We start from the raw sequence: 19,528 nt of genomic DNA on the forward strand, positions 1-19,528 counted from the left end.
TAGGATAGTGTGCTTGTTTACATTCTATTTTCTTACCTTTATTTTCTATAATTATTAGCATATGAATTCGAATAAAAAAGGCTTGAACACTATTTGTACCCACGTCGGTGAATTAGAAGATACACAACATAAGGGAGCCATTTCTCCTTTATACATGAGTACATCTTATGCTTATGAAGATGTTGATGTAAAACGGTATCCTAGATATTTTAATACGCCTAACCAAGAAGGGCTTTGTAAAAAGGTTGCGGCATTAGAGCATGCAGAATCTGCCCTAATATTTGGTAGCGGTATGGCTGCAGTAAGTACAGCTTTATTGGCTTTTTTAAGAGCAGGTGACCATGTGATTTTGCAACAGACCTTATACGGCGGAACATATAATTTGGTGAACGAGGAGTTTTCTAAATACGGAATCGAATATTCTTTTACCGAAGGGTGGAGTGCCGAAGCGTTTGAAGCTCAAATTAAAGAGAACACAAAGGTTATTTATATAGAAACACCTTCGAATCCGCTATTGACAATTACCGATTTAGAGGCTGTTGCTACCATTGCAAAGAAACACGGAATCACAACTTTAATTGATAATACATTCGCAAGTCCGGTGAACCAAAACCCAATTGATTTTGGTATTGATGTTGTCATACACAGTGCCACCAAATATATGGGTGGTCATTCAGATATTTGTGCAGGCGCAGTAGCTTCTACAAAAGAAAATATGGAGCGTATTTTTCATTTGGCAAAGAATTTTGGCGGTAGTCTTAGTGATTATACGGTTTGGCTACTGGAAAGAAGTCTGAAAACGATGGGTATTCGTGTACGGGCACAAAATGAGAACGCATTGGCAATGGCTCATTTTTTAGACGGATTATCTGAAATCGAAAAAGTATATTACCCAGGTTTGCCATCGCACCCTGATCATGATATTGCTAAAAAGCAAATGAAAGGATTCGGCGGAATGTTATCGTTCGAATTAAATTCTAGCTTTGATGCATCTAAATTTCAGAAAGCATTACAATTAATAAAATCGTCTATGAGTTTAGCAGGGGTAGAGAGTACGGTTTTATCACCAACACAAACTTCTCATGCGCTGATGAGTGCAGAAGTTAGAGCAGAACAAGGTATAGCAGACGGATTAATTCGTTTTTCGGTAGGTATTGAAGAAGTAGACGACTTAAAGCACGATATTTTACAAGCTTTAGAAAGTTTAAAATAATTACATCAATTAGAATTAGCATAGCATGAAGTTGGATATTTTAGTATTTGGAGCGCATCCTGATGATGCAGAATTAGGGGCAGGCGGTACCATTGCCAAAGAAATTGCACTAGGTAAAAAAGTAGGCATTGTAGATTTAACCCGTGGTGAATTGGGTACAAGAGGTTCTGCTGAAATTCGTGATCAAGAATCAGCGAATGCAGGAAAGATTTTAGGTGTAGCAGTTCGTGAAAATTTAAGATTCAGAGATGGCTTTTTCGTAAACGATGAAACCCACCAACTCGAGATTATAAAAATGATTCGTAAATACAGGCCGCAAATTGTTTTGTGCAATGCTATTGATGATCGACATATTGATCATGGTAAAGGTAGTAAGCTTGTTAGTGACGCTTGTTTTTTAAGCGGATTAAGGCGTATAGAAACAAAAATAGGGGAGGAAAGCCAACAAGAATGGCGCCCTAAGTTAGTATATCACTTCATACAGTGGAAGAATATTACTCCCGATTTTGTGGTAGATATCAGTGATTATATTGAAGCTAAGACCGATGCGATTTTAGCATATACATCTCAGTTTCATGATCCAAAAAGCAACGAGCCAGAAACACCTATAAGTAGCAAAACCTTTATCGAAAGCGTACATTATAGAGCTAAAGATTTAGGTAGATTGGTGGGTGTTGACTATGCCGAAGGATTTACGGTCGAAAGAATGTTAGCGGTAAATTCGCTTGACCATTTAATTTAAGCAGATTCTTTATATTGTTTCTGTAATCTTGGTATGGTGAAATAAAAACTAGAGCCTTTACCTAGGGCACTATGTACCCATATTTTACCATTATTTTTCTCGACCATTTCTTTACATAACGAAAGTCCTAATCCGGTACCTTTTTCATCATTGGTGCCGTAGGTGGTATGGTTAGAGTCTTTTTCAAATAATTTGTCAATAATATCTTCAGTCATGCCTAAACCGTTATCCTTAACATATATTTCGCATGTTTTAATCTTTTGAATAGCACCAATAATAATTTGACCATTGTTAGGCGTAAACTTTAGGGCGTTGCTCAATAAATTTCTTATAATAATATCTATTTGGTTCGGGTCTGACCAAATTTGGCAATTTGGCTCAATTCTGTTTACTAAAGTGATTGACTTAGCTTCTGCAATCTCAGATAGTAATGCAATATTCTCCTCGACTATACAATCTAAGTTTGTTACAGAATGTCTTGTAATTGACCCATTCATTTGTGTCTGACCCCATGATAGTAAGTTGTTAAGGGTAAATGAAATAGTATCGATATCTACTTTTAGTTTCGGTACAAAATTCAAGAATTCTTCCTTACTCATTTCTCCTTCTTTAAATAATTTTAAGAGCCCTTGAAATGCACCTATTGGTCCTCTTAAATCATGACCGATGATTGAGAATAGTTTATTTTTCGTTTGATTAAGTTCGTTCAAATAAGCTTGCTTTTCTTCTAAATCTGCTTTTTTGTGTCTAAGCTCTAAGTTTAATTTTTTCTGTTCTTTTTCATTTCTATGAATTAGAAAGGTGATAATGGCGAAGATTATAAGTATTACAATAAAAATGTAAATGTATATATTTCGTTTCGCTAAAGCTTTTTCATTTTCAATAATTAATTGCTGCCTTTGTTGGTCATATTCTACCCTAGTTTTAAGCATGTTCAATGCTTTTTCATTATTAGTTGCTGATAGAGACTCATAAGTAGCTTGATAAATTTCATGATACCAAAGCGATTTCTCGAAGTCTTTTTTATCCTTAAATATTTTAGCTAATTTGTGTGTACTATTTTTGATTCCGCTTCTTAGGCCGATTTTTTTAGAAAGGTCAAATGCGTTTAATGCATATACTTCAGCTACACTATCTTTCTTAAGATTTAAAAAGGCCTCCGTCATACCATTTAGCAAATCTATTTTTCCGCGATCATCTTCTATTTCTTTATGTAAAAGTTCACTTTGCTTATACCAGTAAAGAGCCCAAGTGTTTTTATTCTTTTTTAAATATATTTTTCCTTTAATTTCATAACAGTATGCTAACCATTCTAAAATTCGTTCTTTTTCAAAAGTGGCTATACTCACATTAACATTATACATGGCATAATCTAACTCATTCATTTCTGCATAAGTAGACGCGATATTGCTTAATGTTTCAGCTAGAAATATAGGATTACCTATGTCTTCGTGAATGTCTTTGGATCTCTGTAAAAACACCATTGCTTGTTCGTAATCTTTTTGTTCAAGATATAAATGCGCAATATTGTCGTTTACAATAGATATAATATTTTTATAATCATTTTCTTCTGCGATTTCAATGGTAGCCAAGTACCATTTTAAAGCTTTTGAATATTCACCTTTATAACCATATTCTTTGGCTAAGTCGTTTAAGATGCCAGCTTTTAGTAAATCATTATTATGCTGATTAGCGAGGTTATATGCCTTTGTAAAATTTGAAATAGCCTGATCAATCTTTCCTTTGTCAGAATAATAACCTCCCAAAGAATGGTAAGAACTAATCTCTCCATTTATATAACCTGCCTTCTTACTTAGGTCTAGACTTTTTTTACTAAGTGTAAGTAATGTATCTAAATTATGATAGCGATATTCTGCAGCAAGATCAATTAGATTTTTAATATAAAGTGTATCCTTGGCGCTAAAGGAAGTAGAGTTTTTTAAGTCCTCTAGTTCTTGTATCAATGTATCTCTTTTAGAACTTTGTGCAGAAATACTGTTTGTAGAAAAGCTTAAAAAAAAGAATACCACGATGCAACCTTTTAGGAGGCTGTCTTGCAAAAATGGTTTTAGTATTCTACGATTCATAAAGCTCGCTCAATAATGCGATTCTAAAATTAGTTTAGAACTTTATGGAAAAGCAATAAATGTTGTGAAACGCGATTTATTGCGTGTTTTATCGTTTTAAAGATGTAATTGGTCGATGAATTGGACTTTGAGGAGGTAAATATTATTTTGATTGCATACTGATTATAAAACGAACTCCCAACTGTTTAAAAGTGGCATGAGGAATGAGGAGTATAAAATTTCAAAATAAATTAAACCATATCTACAGGTAATTCAACTATAAATTGACTACCCTTGTTAGGTTTACTTTTCACTATTATTTCTCCATTGTTTTTTATAACCATTGCTTTTACTAAGCGCAGTCCCAAACCGGTTCCTTTTTCAAAATTTGTACCATATTTAGAGAAGTTTTCGGCATTGCTGAAAAGCTTTTGAACATCGGTTTCCGTCATACCCACACCAGTATCTGAAACTTGTATTACTAGATTTTTATTTTTTATTTCTGTTGAAATAGTAATCATACCATTATTCGGAGTGAATTTAATGGCATTATTGATTAGGTTTCTAAAAATAATATTGAACTGCTGTTGATCAGCAAATACTTTATGTTTTGCAGCAACTTGGTTTTTGATTATAATAGACTTTTTGTTTATCTCATTTCTGTACAATTGTAATATGATATCTAGTTCATACTTTACAGAAATGCTTCTTACGTTAATAGTACTGCCTTGCATTTGTGTTTTTCCCCAATGCAATAAGTTGTCCATGGTAAATTGAACTTGCTCTAGGTCTTCCTTAAGTTGTGGGGCAAATTTTTCGAAATATACTTTACCTTCAGAATCTTCTAAATAAAGCGTCAGAATTTCATTTAGTGAATTAATGGGACCTCTTAAGTCATGACCGACAATTGAAAACAGATGATCTTGATTGGCGTTAATTTCAGTAAGACTCTCTTGATTTTTGTTTAAAATTTCTGCTTGGCTAGCTAATTTTCTATTTAGAACTTTTTCTCGCTTATTGGCTTTTAAGACTATGAATACAATGATCATTAAAGCAAATAGTCCTGCAAGTGACCATTTTACGTATTTACGTTGCTGGTTTAACGCTAATTCATTCTGAGCTTTTAGATTTTCGGTTTCTTTCTCTAGATTTAATTTAGCATTAAACATCGTTAAATCATGTCTGTTCTTTTTCTTGAAATTGTCGTTAGAAAGTTTTTCGGTTAATTCAAGATATTTTAAAGATTCGGCTAGGTTATCTTGACTTTTGTTAATTTGATATAACGTTCTATATGCTTTTTCAAGACCTTTTTCATAATCAGAAGATACAAAAAGCGGTACACTTTCATTTATATTCGTCTTAGCTTTTACTAAATTATTAAGTCCTAAATATGATTTTCCAAGACCATATTTTACTTCAGCCTTTGCTTTAATATCATTGAACCCATCATGCATATCTAAAGATATCTGATAATTCACTAAGGCATTTTCAAAATCATTTAATTTTAAATAATATAACCCTAATGTAGAGTAGGTCCAAGCCAACCATGTTAGCTGCTTATTTTTTTCTAACAACGCAAATGTTTCGTCTAATTCAATCTTTGCTTGTTCTAAATTTCCTAACTCAATATTTAAGAATGCCATATTACTTAGCAGCATAGCTTCTTTAGTAGGGTCTTTTAAATTTTTAACGAGTTTAAAGGCAACAGCATAATATTTTAAAGCCTCCTCAGGATTCTCTAAGCGATTAAAAATAGTGCCCAAATTCATATTCATTCGAAACAAGTGAAATTGATCATTATTCTTTTCTGCTATAGCTAGTGTATGTAAGAATTGAATGTAAGTGGAAGGGTAGTCATTTTTGAAATAATATCCTTGTCCAAGAATATTATAAATTTTCATTTCTGTTTTTGGGTAATTCTTTAAATCAGGATTTTTTATGGTCTCTAAACTGAAATCAATTGACTTATCTGTTTGAGCTGTGTATAAGTATATAGTTGCAAGATTTGACAAGGCTTCAAGCTCACCTTGTATATATTTATTTTTCTTACTCAGAGCAAGTGCTCGTTCTGCATTTATTAGCGACGAGTCTTGTTCTATAAGTCTTTGGTAATAAGAGAGCTGGTTTAGGTTGTCAATGTAATTAGGTGAGTTTGCTGAAAAATTAGGGGAATTGGTTAATTTCGAAATTTTTTCATGAAAATAATTAATACTGTCTTTTTGAGCGAGACCAGTAAAAAAGCTGGTACATATAAATGCAAATAGAAAAAAATTATGCTTATAATTTGATATAGAATGCATTATGAATGTGGTATAATCTTAATAGGTTGTGTTAAATAAAACTTCAAGTTAGAAAAATTATTATAAATGATTCTTAAAATTAAATATTTATTGAATTTTCAAATTATTATTTGTTAGAACTGTTTAAAAAAATTATCTTTGCACTCGCTTACAAATGGTGGTTGTAGCTCAGCTGGTTAGAGCATCGGTTTGTGGTACCGAGGGTCGCCGGTTCGAACCCGGTCTTCCACCCTAAAAGGCAGATAAAAAGTCTTAGATTCATTTCTAAGACTTTTTTGTTTTAGACCATTTACATACTTTAAGTATAAAGCATAAAAAAGCCTTGTAAATCATAAAGATTACAAGGCTTTTCAAAATTTTAAAAAGTTGATTGTTAGTCTAATTTCAACTTATTGGCTCTATTCACAATTTCCCATGCCGTATAAAAAACTAATCTAGATCTGTTTTCTAAAAGGTCGTAGTTTATTTTATCTGGTGTATCACTTGGTCTGTGGTAATCGGCGTGAGTACCGTTAAAATAAAATATAATTGGAATATTGTTTTTAGCGAAGTTATAATGGTCACTTCTGTAATAAAAACGATTTGGATCATTCTCATCATTATAAGTATAATCCAATTCAATATTCGTGAATTTTTTATTTACCTCTTCAGAAAGGTTATGAAGTTCTAAACTTAATTTATCTGAACCTATTAAATAGATATAGTTGCGGTCTCCTTCACGTTCAGGGTCTATTCTACCGATCATATCAATATTTAAATTAGCGACAGTGTTCGCAAGCGGCACAATTGGATCTACATCTGTGTAATATTGAGAACCTAACAATCCTTTTTCTTCACCCGTAACATGTAAGAAAACAATGGATCTTTTTGGTCCGTTACCTGCATCTGCTGCTTTCTTAAAAGCCTCGGCAATTTCTAATAGTGCTACAGTACCAGAACCATCATCATCGGCACCATTGTTTATTTCACCATCACCAGTGATACCTATATGATCTAAGTGCGAAGAAATCACTAAATATTCATTTGGTTTTTCAGTACCTTTTAATATGGCGGCAACGTTTTCTGATGAAATGTTATCATTAGAACTTTCAAAATCTAATTGCAATTTTTTGCTCAAAATTTGAGGCTTGTCATCAGTATCAATAGTTGATAAAAAGCTTTTAGCTAGTGTTTGATCAATGAACAAGTTGTAGAATTCAGGAGCGTTATTATCTACTACTTCCATTCTGCCGCTATTATTTATTTTCATTGATTCGAACCTGCGTTTAAATCGACTAAAATTATCTGCATCATAATACAGCACACCAATAGCGCCTTTATCCATAGCAATCTGTACTCTTTTTGTCAATGATTCTGACATATTGCTCCAGTGAGAAGCTTCGGTTGTACCAGAAATTACAAAGGTTCCATCAGCGTTTTTTGGCTCACCAGACTTCATTAAGACTATTTTACCTTCAATATTAAGATCATTATAGTTAGAATAGTTATCATCATCTATTCCATAAGCAGCATATATAATATCATCTGTTGAAGTGTTTGCTGCTGAAAAAGTTAGTACATGTTCGCCAACAGCAAAATCGGTACCATCAACAGTTAATTTACCAGTAGGAAGTTTACTTATTTCTAATGGTACTTCTTGAAAATAGTTGCCATCTTTTTTCGCTGCGGGTATGCCTAGTTTTTCATACTCGGCTTTTAGATACGCTATTGCTTTCTTTTGACCTGGTTGACCGGTCTCTCTGCCTTCGAATTCATCTGAAGCATAGATATATAAATGCTCTTTTAATTCTGCTTCTGTAATCGTTTCGGCAAATGAAATTTCAGATGCAACTGATGATGCTTCTTCTGTTGCGGCATCTATAACGGTTTTTTGAGAAGAATTGCATGACATGGCCGTAGCGACCAATAGAAATAGTGTTTTTTTCATTTTTATAGTAATCTTATTTTTCCAAAAATAATCAAATCTTATCTAGTTTTAAAAGTTAGATTTTAGAATCAATATTTTGGTTGAATTTTAATTATTTAAAGCTTCTGCAATGGCTGCTTCTACCAATGGTTCCATCACTTTATAACCTTCAACGGTTGGGTGTACTTCGTCTAGAGCGTATTTCTTTGGTAAGCCATTACGTTCATCTACCATGGCAGAGAAATAATCTAAATAGATATGACCTTTAGAATCGGCATATTCTTTTATCATTTTATTTAATTCGATGATTTTACCTGATGGTTCTAAGCCTGGTTTCCATGGGTAATCATAAGCAGGTAGGGTAGAAGATAAAATGACCTTAATACCATTTGCCTGGGCAAGTTCTGCCATACCTTTTATATTATCCATAATCATTGCTAAGGTTGACACACCTGTATTGCCTGCTATATCATTAGTACCAGCTAATATTGTCACTACTTTCGGATGTAGATTAATTACATCTTGTCTAAAACGTATGAGCATCTGTGGCGTAGTCTGCCCACTTATACCTCTATTAATATATGATTTGCCTTCAAAAAACTCAGGATGCTTGTTTAACCAACCTATTGTAATTGAGTTGCCCATAAATACTACCCGGTCTTCATCATCTGCTGCTGGTACTTCGGCATTAGCTTCTTCAAAATGTTTTAAATCTGCCCAGTCTTGTGCATTAATTGTTGTTAAACCTAGAAATGATAACATAAAGGTTAAAATTAAAGTGTTTACTTTTTTCATTTTGTTGGTTGTTTATGCTTTTTGAATTAGACCCTGTTCTTCTGTGGTCAATGGAACATTTTTAATGATGTGATCTTTATTTGGTCTCTGTACGGCTAAATAAGCCAACAAACAAATTGATATTACCAGTGGTAATGCGTTACCTGTATTATAATAGGCAAAGAGCCCAATAAAAGCAGGCATTTCAATAAGTGCATATTTTATATGCAAGGCAGATTGATATTTTTTTAATTTGTCTTCTAATCGCGTGTTTAACTGAATTTTAGAAGTCATTTTTTTAAAAATCCATTGACTGCCAAAATAACCAATCATAGCAAATACCGGTACGGCATATAAAAACACGCTCTCACCATTGTTGTCTGTATTAAAGGTGTTGATTTGAAAAATCACCCAGATTGTAAAAATACTTAGTCCAATAAGTAAGAACAAATGCATGATAGATAGACTCTTGATAAAATTCTTTAGTTCCATATAGTTTAAAATAATGTAAGATAATATAAAATACAGCTACAGAGAATTTAACTAACTAATAGTAACGATTTTTATACGAGATGCATGATATAGAATTTTTATCTTTGCGCAATATGAAAAATATTTTCGCTTCTTTACTATTCTTGCTGTCACTCAACAGCGTACAAGGTCAAATAGAACAAGATAAAGTACTTCACTTTTTAGGAGGTAATCTTTATGGTTTGGTAGGAGCCGGAGTAGCTAATGAAATTTCTGACGGTGACAGAACTTGGACGTTCGTTGGTGCTGTTGGTGGTAGTTTGCTGATTGGTTTGGCAAAAGAAAGTATTGATCAAAAACAATATGGCGGTTGGAGCAATGAAGATCTTTTGGCTACCGTTCTAGGTGGTGCTACCGTCGGCTTTACAATTGATATTTTTAAGAAAAAAAAACAACGTAAAAGAGAACAACTTTATAGAGATGCTATTAAAACAGCAGATTTTAGGTTAAAAAAGAAATTCCCAACAGAAACAACAGAAATAAATTCATTGCTTGTATTGGGAATGTCTTCTACTGTTTTAGAAGAGTAAATTTCTAATATCTTTTAATATTTAGCACTTCTATCTGTTGCTACTGTTCGTGTTATAAAATCACGAATGTCATCATTTGCAGTTTTTAAGTCTTCTCTTCTTAAATACATCATGTGCCCAGATCGGTAGCCTTTAAAGCTGAATCTATCTTTCATACGACCGCTGGGGTCTACTTGCCACATGGTATATTTTGCATTAAAATAGGTAGTAGCACCATCGTAATATCCAGATTGTACCATTACGTTCAAGTACGGGTTCTGTGCCATTGCCAGTCTTAAATCTTCTCTAGTATTATCGTCATCATTGTTCCAAGGGTGTACAGGCCCGAACATATTATACTTCACATCTGTTTTAAAATTCAGTTCTTCTTGCAAATAATAATTGATTGCCGGGGTAAAACTATGTAGCCAAGATGTTAATTCAGAGTTATAGTCTGGCTTCATACCTGCCAATTGTTTGTCAATACCTAAATATCTAGAATCTAGACGACCTACTGTATATCCACTTTTATCTTTTAAAAGGTTTTTCCAAAAAAACGAGGTAGGCACTACTAGGTTTTGATCAAGAATGTCTTTTTTATTTAATCCGGAGTAATAAGCCATTTTATCTGCTATAGCATTTTTCTCCGACGCATCGATAAATCCGCCTTTCGCCAATGCTGGCATTAATTTATCTATAGTATACGCCTCTGATTCTGGCAAAATTTCAAGTAAATCTTTACTCTGTAATGCTGCAGGTAACATTTTATGATGCCAAGCTGCCGCTGTATAATATGGTAAGTTTATAGCTTCAGCAACCGGTCCGGAGTTTTGTATCACTTTATAATCGGCAGGTGAAACCATAATTACACCATTCAGGTACATCCATTGTTGTTCTTGCAGTGCTAAAGAAAGTCCCATAACACGGGTGCCTCCATAACTTTCACCAATGATATATTTTGGTGAGCGCCATTTATTGTTTCTAGTAACAAAGGTGTTCAACCATTCTGCCAAATACTTTATATCGGCATTAATTCCGAAGAATTTATCCCTATCAACTTCTTTTCCGCTTGCAGGTATAGTTCTGCTGTATCCGGTATTAACAGGGTTAACGTATACAATATCTGCTACGTCTAAAACCGAATGCGGATTTGCACTTACACCATATGGCTGTACCGGGTATCCTTCGTCATCGATCTTTAATATTTTTGGACCTGTATACGCCAAATGCATCCAAACAGATCCAGAACCTGGTCCGCCATTAAACGATATTAATAATGGTCTTGCAGCGCGATCTTTGATATTATTTCGTGTATAATAAGTGTAATGCAAGGTTGCAATAGGTTTTGCATTTTCATCCCACACGGGTTGTGTACCTGTTTGCGCGGTATAAGCAAAAGTAACACCGTTAATGGTTGCATTGTGGGTTGTGGTGATAACGGTGTCGACAGGTATTTCTCTAGACTGGGCTACGATTATCGAAGCAGCCATACAAATGGTTAATTGTAGAAGTTTTTTCATGGTTTGATAAGGTTCTGTTGTAAAACGAAAATAAGAATAAAAGCTCAATATTTGCTTCCGTCATTATTGTTTAAACTTTTAATATCAATTCTTAATTTTTGAATACATTAATATGGAATTAGACACTTTATAGTACTGTATATTCTTAATATTAAATTCATAATAGATTTGATGAATTTCAATGATTTTTATTTAATTTTCTAAAGCATTAAAATAGACTCATGAAGAAATTATCAAGACGCTCATTTAGTGGTATAGCTGCCAAAGGAATATTAGGAACCACATTGTTATCTAACATGCCTCTGGCAAAAGCATTTACTACGAAATCTATGAATAAAAAATTAGGTATTGCTTTAGTAGGCTTAGGAAGTTATAGTGAACATCAACTTGCACCATCATTATTAGAAACTGAACATTGTTATTTGGCTGGTATTGTTACAGGAACCAAAGAGAAAGAAGGCATTTGGAAAGAGAAATATAACCTGTCAAAAAAGAATATTTATAATTACGATAATTTTGATATTATAGCAAAGAACGATGATATCGATATCGTTTATGTGGCATTACCGAATAGTATGCATGTAGATTTTTGTATTCGTGCTGCAAAAGCTGGTAAACATGTCATTTGCGAAAAACCAATGGCTGTTAGTGTTGAAGAATGCGATGCTATAATAAATGCTTGTAAAGAGAATAATGTAAAATTGGGTGTTGGTTACAGAATGCAGAGCGACCCTTATACCAATGAGGTAAAGAAATATGTAAAAGAGAAAACGTTCGGAGATGTGCTTTTTGTTTCTTCAGATGCAGGATATGTTTCTAATGGTAACCCTTATCAATGGCGATTAAATAAGTCGCTTTCTGGTGGTGGTGCGTTAATGAATATGGGCGTATATGCGATACAAACTAGTATTTATGGTACAGGTCAAAATCCTATTTCTGTTTCTGCACAAGAGTTTAGTACCCGACCCGACTATTTTAAGGATACCGATGAAACCATTACCGCACAATTTAAATTTGCAAATGGTGCGGTTGCACATATGATGACTTCACACAACGCAAATGGTAATCGATTAAAATGTCATTGTAGCAATGGTTGGTTTGAGTTGGATCCTGCTCATAGTTACGGACCAATTAGCGGAAGAACATCTAACGGTGATACTATAGAGTTTCCATTTAAAAGACAACAGGCTTTGCAGATGGACGATTTTGCTAAGCATGTACTATTAGATACAAAAAACATCGCTCCGGGCGAAATGGGAAAAAGAGATATGATTATCGTTGAAGCTATTTATAAATCAATCGCAGAAGGTGGTAAAGAACAAGCCTTGTCTTTAGGTGATTTAGGTATAGTGTCGTAACATATTGTAAATCATAGGTTTTACATTTAAATTAACTTGAATTTCAAGTTTAGATCACTTCAAATTCAAGTTAATTTTACATCTTAACATAAGCATAAACTTCTCTTCATCAATTGCTAATTTTCAGTGAACCTTTCTAAAAGGTTGTCTATATAGTTTTGGCATTCATAACCTAAAAACTATATTGATGATGAAAAAATCAAAAAATTTACTATTCAAAGCAATGATTCTTTCTTGCCTCGGATTGGCAGTAATGAGCTGTGAGGGCGAAGATGGTGCTGATGGTACAAATGGAACAAACGGCATTGATGGTGTCGATGGCGCTGATGGAATTAACGGAGAAGATGGTGTTGACGGTCAAGATTTAACTTTGGCAGAATCAATACCATTAACTAGTTCTGTAACTCCGAATGAATTATTTGAACTTAAAGGTGCATTTGCAGGATCCGCCGAACTTAATATGATTATGTCTTCTGCCGATATACTAGAGTCCGATTCTACTTTTGTTTACGGTTCTTATATGGATGGTGCTGCACTTTTTCCTACTGAAGATGGAAATTACGCGTTGATTAATAATTTAGAGGCAGATTATTCTATTGCGAGAATAATGTTAAACTCAGAACTTCAACCATTACAAGGCGATTATATCGTTAATTCAACAGCTACAGCATTTACGGCTATGTGTTCTGGTTCTGCTATAACAGTTGAAGAGCATGGTTTCGGACCTTTATACCTTGCTGGTGGCGAATGGGGCGGTAACGCAAAGGGTGTTTATAAAGTGAATCCTTTTCGGTCAAAAGAAGATAGGGTAGAAGTAGAAAGATTACCTGCATTAGGGGAATGGTCTACTGAAAATGCCGTTGCCATCGGTAAAGATGCATATGCTTCTCAAACTGTTATTTTTATGGGAGATGATCATAGCGATAATGTATACCCACAGGCTCATTTTGGAATGTATGTTGCTGCTAGAGGTGATCTTTACGGTGGAAAGTTATATGTTTTAAGAGGAAAAAATCCTGTAGAGTCTTTACCTGGTGAAGGCGGACAGCTATTTGAAATGGGAATGTCTGAAGATGTTGCTTATGACGTAGAATGGGTAGAAGTTACTGAAAGAACTATAGACGAGTTAAATCAAGAAGCTATCGATGCTTCTGCAATTGGTTTTCAAAGAATTGAAGATATTGACTGGCGAAGAGGTTCTGCCGATGCGCAAAGAGAAGTATATTTCAATGCAACAGGAAGAATTCGTGGCGATAACCCAGATTTGAACTTAAGAGGTACCGGTTTTGGTCGTGTATATAAGTTAGAATTAAATGATACTGACCCAACTGCCGATGCAGTTCTTACGGTAGTTGTAGATGGCGATATTGAAGGTGGTAAAGGTGATGGTCTTCATTCTCCTGATAATATAATGGTTACTGAAAACTATGCTTACGTTCAAGAAGATCCAAATGGTTATAGTGATTTGAACGCTGATATTACCGGATTCGCAAAATTATGGCAGTTAGATTTAAACACAGGTAGTTTTGTTGAAGTGATGGAGTGTAATCAAACTTTTGCATCTAGCGTTGGTATAGGAAATACTGATAGTATGTGGGAAATTACCGGGTTATTTGATGTTACTGATATCATAGGTGCATCTGAACCAACCTTTATTGGTGGTGCTCAAGTACATGGATGGAATTACAGTACTACACCCGAAACTGCGGTTAGGGCTGACGGACTTAAGTTTGTTGATCCAACAGCTATTAGTGAGGGTAGTGCTTCTTTAGAAGGTTCTGTTCTTTTTAAATTGACAGGTTTGCCTAGATAATATACTTCATAAATTCTTTTAAAAAGGTTCCCTTCATTGGGAACCTTTTCTATTCATTACAATTTCAATAAATAACATGAGAGCAGTTCATAATAAATTGATTTTCATAGCGATGTTGGGTATTTTTCTATCCTGTAAACATGAGGAATCAAATCCAAAATTAATGATTACAAATAGCGAGCAATCGATGTTCAATGATGCTATACGTGATTATTATTTTATTACTCTAGACAGTACTTCCCATTACATGCAACAGATAGATACCTTGAATTCCGTATCAAAAAATAAAGAGCTTTTTCTTAAAAGTAGAGCATGGTATAAAAGGGTAGAGCCAATGCTCATAGGGTATGATTATGAGAATTATGTATCTATGAATGCACCTAACTTGTTAAAAGTAGAAATAGATGACCATCAAGATATTAAGATTCAAGACCCAAAGAGTTTTCAAGTTTTAGAAGAGCTTTTATATGCTGAAGAAGGCTTTTCTAATAAAGAATTGAACTCCGTCTTAACCTACTTAAAGGTTAGAATACCTTTTGTAAAAAAGAATCATATTTTAATTGCGCAGCGAGATAGACATCATCTAAAAATGATTCGCGATGCTATTGTAAATATCGCAACAAAAGGGATTACAGGTTTTGATTCGCCTATGCTTTCGAACTCCTTAAATGAAGCGGTTTATAATTATGAATCTATACAAAAGGTTTTAGATATTTATAAAGATGCTTTTACCAATAGGGAATTATATGTTGACTGGAGTACTGAAATAGCAGCTACCATTGCCACTTTAAAAAAAGGCAACTTCGATGAATTTGATCGTTATACTTTTATAAAAGAGCATACCAATCAACAGTTAGAATTAGCTTTAAAAACTGCTCAAGATTGGGATGTTGAATTAAGTGATTCTCGATCATTGAACCCGAATGCTACAAGTTTATTTGAAAAGAACTTTTTTAATATGAAAATGTTCTCGATGCAAAGAGCTCCAGAAATTACGGAAGAAAGAAGAGAATTAGGTCGCCAACTATTCAACGACAAAACATTGTCTAGTATTGGTACAATTAGTTGCGCTACCTGCCATATTAAAGAAAAAGCTTTTACAGATGGTCATGTAAAAGCAATCGGTGTAAATGGAAAAGAACTACAACGTAATTCACCCACATTAACTTATGCGGTTTATCAGCGTTCATTATTTTATGATGGTAGGGCAGACGGGTTAGAAGATCAGATTGTAGGTGTTACCAATAACGAAAATGAGTTTCATATCGATTTAGAACAACTGGAAGAAAAAATACAACAACAGCCAGTTTACAGAGTTCAATTTGATTCACTCTACGATGGTAAAATAACCAATATGAATGCTAGAAATGCGATTGCTACTTATATAAGAAGTCTTTCTAGTTTCGATTCTAAATTTGACCGAAATATAAACGGATTAGAAGAATCAATGACCAACGAAGAAGTTGATGGTTTTAATCTTTTTATGGGGAAAGCAGCATGTGCAACTTGCCATTTTCCTCCTGCTTTTAATGGTACGGTGCCTCCAAAATATATGGAGAGCGAATTTGAGAATCTTGGTGTGCCTAAGAACGCAAGTTTCGAAAATCCGGTTTTAGATGATGATTGGGGTCAATATTACCCATATGAAGTGGAGGAGAAGAAACATTTCTTTAAAACTTCAACTGTGCGTAATGTAGATTTAACGGGACCTTATATGCATAATGGGGTATATACAACTTTAGAGGAAGTGGTAGAGTTTTATAATGTTGGTGGAGGTCAAGGAATGGGTCTAGATGTACCTTATCAAACCTTACCTCCAGATTCTTTGAACTTAACTGCAGTAGAATCGAAAGCAATTATCGCTTTTATGAAAACATTGACCGACCAACAATTTGAAAAGGTCAATTAGAATTTTTCAAAAACTCCTAATCCGAATAAAGCAAAATCATATTTAACTGGATCCAATGGGTCCAGTTTTCTTAAGTTTTTATCCAATTCGGCAAGCGCTTTAGCATCATTTTGCTTCCGTTTTAATAAACCTAGTTTTCTCGCTACATTACCAGAATGTACATCTAAAGGGCAAGATAACTTTGAGGGATTAATATCTTTCCAGATTTCGAAGTCTACTTTGGTAGAAGCGTCTCTGACCATCCACCGTAAAAACATATTTATTCTTTTCGCGGCAGAACCTTTTACTGGATCAGAAACATGCTTTGTTGTACGTTGCTCATATGGTAATTCAAAAAATATTTTCTTGAATTCTGAAATTGTAGGCTGTAAGCTGTCCTTGCCTTGATGTTTTGTAAAAACTCCTTCTAATCCATTATGATTGGTGTAGATGTTTTTTAAACTCTGAATAAAATAAGTAAGATCACTATCATTGAAAGTTCTATGAACGAATCCGGCTAAATTTTCGAGATTTTCATCGGTATGGTTTAGAACAAAGTCATACGGACTTTGCCCAATTCTTTCCATAAGTTTATGCGAATTATTGATGATGCTCTTTCTGTTGCCCCAAGCTATGGTAGCAGTTAAAAAAGCACTTATTTCAATGTCTTCTTTTGATGTAAAGAGATGCGGAATCTGTATTGGGTCTGTTTCTAAAAACTCAGGATTATTATATTGAATAACCTTCTCGTCTAAAAATACTTTTAATTCGCTTTTTGTCATTCAATCGGTATATCTAAAATTTGCATAATCAGTACAGGTACAACTAATACCATGTTGTAACAAGCATGCAGTGCCATTGACCAAATTAGTCCGAATTTAACGCGTATAAACCCTAAAAGAAAACCAACACCAATTTGTGGTGCGACCAATAGTGGGGAAAACAGTAATACTTGAGTACTCATTTCAAAATTACTAATGTGCATGAACCCGAAAGCTATAGTAAATGCATAAAAGACTATTTTGAAATAATTGGCATCTTTAAAAAATAAAAGAGGGCCCCTAAATAATAGTTCTTCAAAAAATGGTGCAATCACTACAGCTAAAAAGAAAATAAGAGCAACTGAATAGTTATCGAACAAATCGTCCATCGCATGTTTACCCATCTCTAACTGAAGAAGATTTTCAACTAAACTTGCGACTATTAGTAGCACAATACTTGTACATAATGCTACAAGCAATAATTTAAAAAATGTTCTTAATTTGTTTGAAAATGAAGTTGTACTATCCTGTTCATAAACAGGATTCTTAGCAAATAACAAAAGTTCTTCTAGCATATGTTTTCGCTTATGCTAAAATGATTTCTTTGTCTACAATTTTACCATCTACCATAGTTAATTTTCTGTCTGCCATTTCTGCCAGTTCGCTGTTGTGGGTTACGATAACAAATGTTTGTCCGAATTTTTCCCGTAATTCAAAAAACAACTTATGAAGATTATCGGCACTTTCAGAATCTAAATTACCACTAGGTTCATCAGCAAAGATTATTGATGGGTTGTTGATTAAGGCTCTGGCAACGGCTACTCGTTGTTGTTCTCCACCAGATAGTTCTGATGGTTTATGATTATAGCGATGCGATAAGCCTAAGAAATCTAAAAGCTCTTTTGCTCTAACTTCTGCTTCTGCTTTCGGAGTTTTTTTTATGAATGCAGGTAAGCATACATTTTCAATGGCCGTAAATTCAGGAAGCAATTGATGAAACTGAAAAATGAAGCCAATATGTTCATTTCTGAATTTCGCTAAATCTTTGTCATTCAAATTAGTAGTTTCAATGTTATTGATAAGTAATGTACTATCCTTACGATTCGACTGAACATCTAAAGTGCCTAAAATTTGCAATAACGTGGTTTTTCCAGCTCCGGAAGCACCAACAATAGAAACGATTTCTCCTTTTTTTATATGAAGATCAACACCTTTAAGAACTTCTAATTCTCCGTAATATTTATGAATGTTAGAAGCTTTTATCATGAGCAATTAGTTTTTGAGGTATTGTTATGCTTAAATTCAAAATTAATGAAAAAGGAGCAGGGTAAAAATAGTATTTCTCTTTAAGTTGTTACCGTTCTTATTATACGATGTCATTTGTGCTCGGCTAAATATATTTATGACTTATTTGCGTTGGATGATAAAAGAAAATATTAAATTTGTTCAACTTAAACTAAATTAGGTTAAACACAAATAGCGATTTTATGTCCCCATATAGAAATTTAGAAGAATACAATCTTGAAATTACCGACGAAGTTAAAAGCAGATATTCATCTATTATCGATGAAATAGGCGAAGATGTAGAGAGGGAAGGTTTGGTTAAAACGCCAGAACGTGCCGCTAAAGCCATGTTGTTTTTAACTCAAGGGTATAAGCAAGACCCAGTAGAGATTTTAAAAGGGGCAATGTTTAAAGAAGCATATGATGACATGGTTATCATAAAGGATATTGAATTATATTCTTTGTGCGAGCACCACATGTTACCATTTTTTGGTAAAGCACATATTGCATATATACCTAATGGTCAAATAGTTGGTTTAAGTAAAATACCCCGTGTAGTTGATGTTTTCGCTAGAAGATTACAAGTACAAGAGAGACTTACGCACGATATTCTAGAATGTATTAATGATACCTTAAAACCAAAAGGTGTAGCTGTTGTTATTGAAGCTTCTCATATGTGTATGATGATGCGTGGTGTTCAGAAACAAAACTCGGTTACTACAACATCAGGATTTAGAGGCCAGTTCGAAAAAATCGAGACAAGAAACGAGTTCTTGAAACTCATAAGCGCTAAACTTTCTTAATAGTACTTAAAATCTGTTGTTCATTTATTTTTAAAATTTGGCATCTTTGTTGTATTCTTA

The 19,528-nt window shown here is 33.9% G+C and carries 16 protein-coding genes and 1 tRNA gene; 8 read left to right on the top strand and 9 right to left on the bottom strand.

Going from position 1 to position 19,528, the window contains the following annotated elements; translation table 11 throughout:
• Positions 1-61: 61 nt before the first annotated feature.
• Both ACPF9A_RS19440 and bshB1 read left to right on the top strand, forming a co-directional pair.
• The gene (locus tag ACPF9A_RS19440; RefSeq protein ID WP_423999594.1) at positions 62-1,213 is read left to right on the top strand and encodes a trans-sulfuration enzyme family protein; all 1,152 of its coding nucleotides are present in this window, start codon (positions 62-64) and stop codon (positions 1,211-1,213) included.
• A 25-nt stretch (positions 1,214-1,238) separates the two neighbouring features.
• The gene (bshB1, locus tag ACPF9A_RS19445; protein WP_423999596.1) at positions 1,239-1,955 is read left to right on the top strand and encodes a bacillithiol biosynthesis deacetylase BshB1; all 717 of its coding nucleotides are present in this window, start codon (positions 1,239-1,241) and stop codon (positions 1,953-1,955) included.
• On the opposite strand, the gene ACPF9A_RS19450 is transcribed toward bshB1, so the two are convergent.
• Both ACPF9A_RS19450 and ACPF9A_RS19455 read right to left on the bottom strand, forming a co-directional pair.
• On the bottom strand, positions 1,952-4,042 hold the full coding sequence (locus ACPF9A_RS19450; RefSeq protein ID WP_423999598.1) for a tetratricopeptide repeat-containing sensor histidine kinase: 2,091 nt from the start codon (positions 4,040-4,042) through the stop codon (positions 1,952-1,954). The genes bshB1 and ACPF9A_RS19450 overlap by 4 nt on opposite strands.
• 230 nt (positions 4,043-4,272) lie before the next feature.
• Positions 4,273-6,321 (bottom strand): tetratricopeptide repeat-containing sensor histidine kinase, encoded by a 2,049-nt coding sequence (locus tag ACPF9A_RS19455; RefSeq protein ID WP_423999600.1) that lies wholly within the window; start codon positions 6,319-6,321, stop codon positions 4,273-4,275.
• A 156-nt stretch (positions 6,322-6,477) separates the two neighbouring features.
• On the opposite strand from ACPF9A_RS19455, the gene ACPF9A_RS19460 reads away from it, so the two are divergent.
• Positions 6,478-6,553, top strand: a tRNA-His gene (locus ACPF9A_RS19460).
• Positions 6,554-6,694: 141 nt separating this feature from the next.
• Here ACPF9A_RS19460 and ACPF9A_RS19465 read toward each other — a convergent pair.
• From ACPF9A_RS19465 to ACPF9A_RS19475, 3 genes are all read right to left on the bottom strand, one after another.
• On the bottom strand, positions 6,695-8,248 hold the full coding sequence (locus ACPF9A_RS19465; protein WP_423999602.1) for a M28 family peptidase: 1,554 nt from the start codon (positions 8,246-8,248) through the stop codon (positions 6,695-6,697).
• Between the two features lie 87 nt (positions 8,249-8,335).
• The gene (locus ACPF9A_RS19470) at positions 8,336-9,022 is read right to left on the bottom strand and encodes an SGNH/GDSL hydrolase family protein (protein WP_423999604.1); all 687 of its coding nucleotides are present in this window, start codon (positions 9,020-9,022) and stop codon (positions 8,336-8,338) included.
• Between the two features lie 12 nt (positions 9,023-9,034).
• Positions 9,035-9,493 (bottom strand): hypothetical protein, encoded by a 459-nt coding sequence (locus ACPF9A_RS19475; protein ID WP_423999606.1) that lies wholly within the window; start codon positions 9,491-9,493, stop codon positions 9,035-9,037.
• A 113-nt stretch (positions 9,494-9,606) separates the two neighbouring features.
• Here ACPF9A_RS19475 and ACPF9A_RS19480 point away from each other — a divergent pair, with 113 nt between their 5' ends.
• On the top strand, positions 9,607-10,062 hold the full coding sequence (locus ACPF9A_RS19480; RefSeq protein WP_423999608.1) for a hypothetical protein: 456 nt from the start codon (positions 9,607-9,609) through the stop codon (positions 10,060-10,062).
• Between the two features lie 14 nt (positions 10,063-10,076).
• Here ACPF9A_RS19480 and ACPF9A_RS19485 read toward each other — a convergent pair whose 3' ends face one another.
• Entirely contained in the window at positions 10,077-11,561 is a 1,485-nt protein-coding gene (locus ACPF9A_RS19485) for a S10 family peptidase (RefSeq protein WP_423999610.1), read from the bottom strand.
• Between the two features lie 221 nt (positions 11,562-11,782).
• On the opposite strand from ACPF9A_RS19485, the gene ACPF9A_RS19490 reads away from it, so the two are divergent.
• From ACPF9A_RS19490 to ACPF9A_RS19500, 3 genes are all read left to right on the top strand, one after another.
• Positions 11,783-12,919: a Gfo/Idh/MocA family protein gene (locus ACPF9A_RS19490; RefSeq protein WP_423999612.1), complete on the top strand. Its 1,137-nt coding sequence runs from the start codon at positions 11,783-11,785 to the stop codon at positions 12,917-12,919.
• A 187-nt stretch (positions 12,920-13,106) separates the two neighbouring features.
• On the top strand, positions 13,107-14,732 hold the full coding sequence (locus tag ACPF9A_RS19495) for a phosphatase (RefSeq protein WP_423999614.1): 1,626 nt from the start codon (positions 13,107-13,109) through the stop codon (positions 14,730-14,732).
• Between the two features lie 163 nt (positions 14,733-14,895).
• On the top strand, positions 14,896-16,641 hold the full coding sequence (locus ACPF9A_RS19500; protein WP_423999616.1) for a cytochrome-c peroxidase: 1,746 nt from the start codon (positions 14,896-14,898) through the stop codon (positions 16,639-16,641).
• Here the strand turns inward: ACPF9A_RS19500 and ACPF9A_RS19505 are convergent.
• From ACPF9A_RS19505 to ACPF9A_RS19515, 3 genes are read right to left on the bottom strand one after another with little or no spacing between them, the layout of a single operon-like run.
• Positions 16,638-17,402, bottom strand: a complete 765-nt coding sequence (locus ACPF9A_RS19505; protein WP_423999618.1) for a TIGR02757 family protein — start codon at positions 17,400-17,402, stop codon at positions 16,638-16,640. The genes ACPF9A_RS19500 and ACPF9A_RS19505 overlap by 4 nt on opposite strands.
• On the bottom strand, positions 17,399-17,956 hold the full coding sequence (locus tag ACPF9A_RS19510; RefSeq protein ID WP_423999620.1) for a CPBP family intramembrane glutamic endopeptidase: 558 nt from the start codon (positions 17,954-17,956) through the stop codon (positions 17,399-17,401). The genes ACPF9A_RS19505 and ACPF9A_RS19510 overlap by 4 nt, the downstream gene beginning before the upstream one ends.
• Before the next feature lie 10 nt (positions 17,957-17,966).
• Complete coding sequence (locus ACPF9A_RS19515; RefSeq protein ID WP_423999622.1) at positions 17,967-18,647, bottom strand: ABC transporter ATP-binding protein; 681 nt, start codon at positions 18,645-18,647, stop codon at positions 17,967-17,969.
• Between the two features lie 221 nt (positions 18,648-18,868).
• Between ACPF9A_RS19515 and folE the strand changes: the two genes are divergently transcribed.
• On the top strand, positions 18,869-19,468 hold the full coding sequence (gene folE / locus ACPF9A_RS19520) for a GTP cyclohydrolase I FolE (RefSeq protein ID WP_423999624.1): 600 nt from the start codon (positions 18,869-18,871) through the stop codon (positions 19,466-19,468).
• Positions 19,469-19,528: the final 60 nt, after the last annotated feature.

The sequence above is a fragment of the Maribacter sp. IgM3_T14_3 genome (assembly GCF_049603095.1).
Lineage (GTDB): Bacteria > Bacteroidota > Bacteroidia > Flavobacteriales > Flavobacteriaceae > Maribacter.

Excerpts from the sequence above, each read along its gene's own strand:
- ACPF9A_RS19440 (WP_423999594.1), top strand. The coding sequence starts at position 62 with ATGAATTCGAATAAAAAAGGCTTGAACACTATTTGTACCCACGTCGGT.
- bshB1 (WP_423999596.1), top strand. The coding sequence starts at position 1,239 with ATGAAGTTGGATATTTTAGTATTTGGAGCGCATCCTGATGATGCAGAA.
- ACPF9A_RS19450 (WP_423999598.1), bottom strand. The coding sequence starts at position 4,042 with ATGAATCGTAGAATACTAAAACCATTTTTGCAAGACAGCCTCCTAAAA.
- ACPF9A_RS19455 (WP_423999600.1), bottom strand. The coding sequence starts at position 6,321 with ATGCATTCTATATCAAATTATAAGCATAATTTTTTTCTATTTGCATTT.
- ACPF9A_RS19465 (WP_423999602.1), bottom strand. The coding sequence starts at position 8,248 with ATGAAAAAAACACTATTTCTATTGGTCGCTACGGCCATGTCATGCAAT.
- ACPF9A_RS19470 (WP_423999604.1), bottom strand. The coding sequence starts at position 9,022 with ATGAAAAAAGTAAACACTTTAATTTTAACCTTTATGTTATCATTTCTA.
- ACPF9A_RS19475 (WP_423999606.1), bottom strand. The coding sequence starts at position 9,493 with ATGGAACTAAAGAATTTTATCAAGAGTCTATCTATCATGCATTTGTTC.
- ACPF9A_RS19480 (WP_423999608.1), top strand. The coding sequence starts at position 9,607 with ATGAAAAATATTTTCGCTTCTTTACTATTCTTGCTGTCACTCAACAGC.
- ACPF9A_RS19485 (WP_423999610.1), bottom strand. The coding sequence starts at position 11,561 with ATGAAAAAACTTCTACAATTAACCATTTGTATGGCTGCTTCGATAATC.
- ACPF9A_RS19490 (WP_423999612.1), top strand. The coding sequence starts at position 11,783 with ATGAAGAAATTATCAAGACGCTCATTTAGTGGTATAGCTGCCAAAGGA.
- ACPF9A_RS19495 (WP_423999614.1), top strand. The coding sequence starts at position 13,107 with ATGATGAAAAAATCAAAAAATTTACTATTCAAAGCAATGATTCTTTCT.
- ACPF9A_RS19500 (WP_423999616.1), top strand. The coding sequence starts at position 14,896 with ATGATTACAAATAGCGAGCAATCGATGTTCAATGATGCTATACGTGAT.
- ACPF9A_RS19505 (WP_423999618.1), bottom strand. The coding sequence starts at position 17,402 with ATGACAAAAAGCGAATTAAAAGTATTTTTAGACGAGAAGGTTATTCAA.
- ACPF9A_RS19510 (WP_423999620.1), bottom strand. The coding sequence starts at position 17,956 with ATGCTAGAAGAACTTTTGTTATTTGCTAAGAATCCTGTTTATGAACAG.
- ACPF9A_RS19515 (WP_423999622.1), bottom strand. The coding sequence starts at position 18,647 with ATGATAAAAGCTTCTAACATTCATAAATATTACGGAGAATTAGAAGTT.
- folE (WP_423999624.1), top strand. The coding sequence starts at position 18,869 with ATGTCCCCATATAGAAATTTAGAAGAATACAATCTTGAAATTACCGAC.